General features: G+C 61.0%; 5 protein-coding genes. 2 read left to right on the top strand and 3 right to left on the bottom strand.

Annotation, left to right across the window (positions count from 1 at the left end; genetic code table 11):
- A partial coding sequence (locus ADADOO_RS10115; RefSeq protein WP_511277224.1) for a hypothetical protein occupies positions 1–406 on the bottom strand: 406 nt, incomplete at its 3' end.
- A 36-nt stretch (positions 407–442) separates the two neighbouring features.
- Between ADADOO_RS10115 and ADADOO_RS10110 the strand changes: the two genes are divergently transcribed.
- On the top strand, positions 443–661 hold the full coding sequence (locus tag ADADOO_RS10110; protein ID WP_511277223.1) for a YjfB family protein: 219 nt from the start codon (positions 443–445) through the stop codon (positions 659–661).
- Here the strand turns inward: ADADOO_RS10110 and ADADOO_RS10105 are convergent.
- Positions 651–1,457: an alpha/beta hydrolase gene (locus ADADOO_RS10105; RefSeq protein WP_511277221.1), complete on the bottom strand. Its 807-nt coding sequence runs from the start codon at positions 1,455–1,457 to the stop codon at positions 651–653. The genes ADADOO_RS10110 and ADADOO_RS10105 overlap by 11 nt on opposite strands.
- Positions 1,458–1,517: 60 nt before the next feature.
- On the opposite strand from ADADOO_RS10105, the gene ADADOO_RS10100 reads away from it, so the two are divergent.
- Positions 1,518–1,715: a DUF2905 domain-containing protein gene (locus tag ADADOO_RS10100; RefSeq protein WP_511277219.1), complete on the top strand. Its 198-nt coding sequence runs from the start codon at positions 1,518–1,520 to the stop codon at positions 1,713–1,715.
- Here ADADOO_RS10100 and ADADOO_RS10095 read toward each other — a convergent pair.
- On the bottom strand, positions 1,683–2,918 hold the full coding sequence (locus ADADOO_RS10095) for a multifunctional CCA addition/repair protein (RefSeq protein ID WP_511277226.1): 1,236 nt from the start codon (positions 2,916–2,918) through the stop codon (positions 1,683–1,685). The genes ADADOO_RS10100 and ADADOO_RS10095 overlap by 33 nt on opposite strands.
- Positions 2,919–2,983: the final 65 nt, after the last annotated feature.

Genomic DNA, 2,983 nt, shown 5'->3' with positions numbered 1-2,983 from the left:
TTGCCTCATTGACCGAGGTACGTTCGGCCAGGGCGCTATGGATTTCACGCTGCCGTAATTCGGCTCGCTGTCTGAGCTGGTCGAGGAAGCTGCTGCCGAGTTCTGGCGCGTATTCTTCCGCCTTGGGCTGCACGGCGGTTTTGATTTCGACGGGCTTGGCAACGGGCCTGGCTGGCGCGATCTCGGGAAAAACCAGTGTTGGATCAGTCATGCCGGCGCCGGAATTGGCCAGATATTCCCGGCGGGCCCGCCGTTCGGCGGCGTCCAGATCGAAAGTCTCGATGTCGGCGAGCAGCGAGGCTTCAAGCTCGGCAATATCGTTGCCCGCACCGGTCTTGCGCTCACGTTTGGCGCGGATGGCTTCGAGAATGGCGGACAGTGGTCCGGGCTTTTCAGGATTGCTCATTGAATTGGCAAGTAGTTCGACTACAGTGGAGTAATAATGTGTCCGAATTGGAGTGAGTGCAAGATGGACGTTTCTTCACTAGGCGGTTTGAGTTCGGCCCTGGCGCAAGCGCAAACCGGGGATGCGATCAGTACGCTCGTTCTCAAGAAGGCGATGGACATTCAGGCCGCGAATGCCATCCAGTTGCTGCAGGCCTTGCCGCCAGTGGTCAACAATCCACCCAATCTGGGCAACTCGGTCGACATCAAGGTTTGATTTCGTCCAGCCAGTCACGCAAGGTGGCCGCGACGAGCGGCCATTCTTTTTCGTGGGTCACGGCGTGGCCCATGTCGCGGAAAATATGGACGTGTTCGCCGTACGTGTGCCCAGTGGTCTGAACCAGGAAAGCCGGCACCAGGACGTCTTCTTCGGCACCAAGGATGAGCATCGGTGGCCGGTGCATGGCGTAGAGATTGGGCAGGCTGAACATCGACATGTCCCACAGCGCACGGTGCGACTCCGGCTGCATCCGGCTTAGCCAGGCGGCCAGCATGGTTTCATCGACCTCGCCGGCGAACAGGGCTTCGCGCAGCGTGCCGGTGTCGGTGTATTTGCCGTCCATGATCTGATTGATTTCCTGGAACAGCTGCGGCTTGTTGAACATCAGATGAAACTGCGAGGCGATCAGGCCTTGCGGCGGTACCGAGCAGATCAGGGCGACGGCCGGGGCGGCGCGATGTTCAAGGTATTTCTGGACGATGAAGCCGCCCATCGAGTGGCCGATCAGGACCGGCGTTTCGCCCAGCCAGTCCACGATGGTCTTGACGTCATCGACGTAATCGCCAACCGAATGCCAGTTGATTTGCTGGCGCCCGGCGCTGCCGGCGTGGCCGCGCAGGGACAGGGCATAGCAGGGATAGCCAGCCTTGGCGAGGAAGGGCATGAAGGTTTCGGTCCACATCCAGCCACCGGCAAAGGCGCCATGTACGAACAGCAATGCCGGTTTGCTGGTCTTGCGGGAAGGCAGGCAGGAGAAGACTTCGAGGCCTTCGACGATTTGAGTTTTTAGCATGGGGCTCGGTTCAGGGTGAGGCGTGATTTAATGCGGCTTTCACCCTGCGGTGCAAGGCAAATGCTGAAGTGGATTTTGACGCTGGTCGTCGCAATTTTTTTGCTGGGCATCATCGGCCCGCATCTGGCGCGCTTCATTCGGTTCGGCAAATTGCCGGGGGATTTCGCATTCCGCTTTCGTGGTCGAAATTACACGTTTCCGGTGGCAACCACGATTATTTTTTCGTTATTGCTCTGGCTGCTCTCCCGAGTCATTTAACAGCAGCTTGAGCGCATTGACCCGTGCCGCGTAAATGCGTTCCGGAATTTTGGCCTTGTCGGGGCAGGCCAGCGCGATTTTTCCGGCTTCGACGGCGTTGACCGTAGCCAATGCCTGGAGCAGGTAGCGCGGGCTGTCGTAGGGCCGGTTTTCCCAGCCAAGGCGGCCGGTGTAGTCGCACAGACAGGCGTCGAGCAGTTGCTGGAAGCGTTCCGGCCGGCGCAGCGCATCGGTTTTTTCGAATAGCGTGACGATGGTGCTCGCCTTCAAGTCGGCGGCGCGATGAACGTTACCGTGATAGCGCGCCACGAGCAGGGCAAGATCACGGCAGTCGCCGGGTACGCGCAGGCGGTCACACAGTTTTTCGCCCAGGTGCACGCTGCGCTCTTCGTGGCCGATATGGCGCGGCAGGACGTCGGCCGGCGTCGTTCCCTTGCCGAGATCGTGGGTCAGCGCGGCAAAGCGCACCGGCAAGGCGAAGCCGCGTTTTGCCGACTGGTCGACGACCATCATGGTGTGGATGCCGGTGTCGATTTCGGGGTGGTAATCGGCCCGTTGCGCCACGCCGAACAGGACATCGAGTTCCGGCAGGAGGCGGGACAGGGCACCACAGTCGCGCAGGACTTCGAACATCCGTGACGGCCGGTCTTCCATCAAGCCCTTGGCCAGTTCCTGCCAGACGCGCTCGGCGACCAGATGATCGACTTCACCGCTGGCCACCATGGCGCGCATCAGGGCCAGCGTTTCCGGGGCCACTGAAAAATCACTGAAGCGCGCGGCAAAGCGGGCGATACGCAAAATGCGCACCGGGTCTTCGGCAAAGGCCGGCCCGACGTGCCTTAGGATTTTGGCCGATAAATCGAGTTGACCGTGGAAGGGGTCGATCAGCGTGCCGTCGGCCGCCTTGGCCATGGCGTTGATGGTCAGGTCGCGGCGGGCGAGATCTTCTTCGAGCGTAACGTCCGGTGCGGCGTGGAAAGTGAAGCCATGGTAGCCGTGCCCGGACTTGCGCTCGGTGCGGGCCAGCGCGTATTCCTCCTGGGTTTGCGGATGGAGGAATACCGGGAAATCTTTGCCGACCGGACGGAACCCCTGTTTGAGCAGGTCTTGCGGGGTGGTGCCGACGACGACGTAATCGCGGTCGGCATTCGGCCGGCCGAGCAATTCATCGCGGACGGCGCCGCCGACGATGAATATCTGCACGGTCAGCCGAGCGCTCTCAACGACCGGCGCGATAGCGGAAGCTGTCGAGCTTGCCCTTCGGCGTG

Source organism: Azonexus sp., assembly GCF_036170495.1.
Classification (GTDB): domain Bacteria; phylum Pseudomonadota; class Gammaproteobacteria; order Burkholderiales; family Rhodocyclaceae; genus Azonexus.
This window is presented reverse-complemented; position numbering and strand designations above follow the sequence as displayed.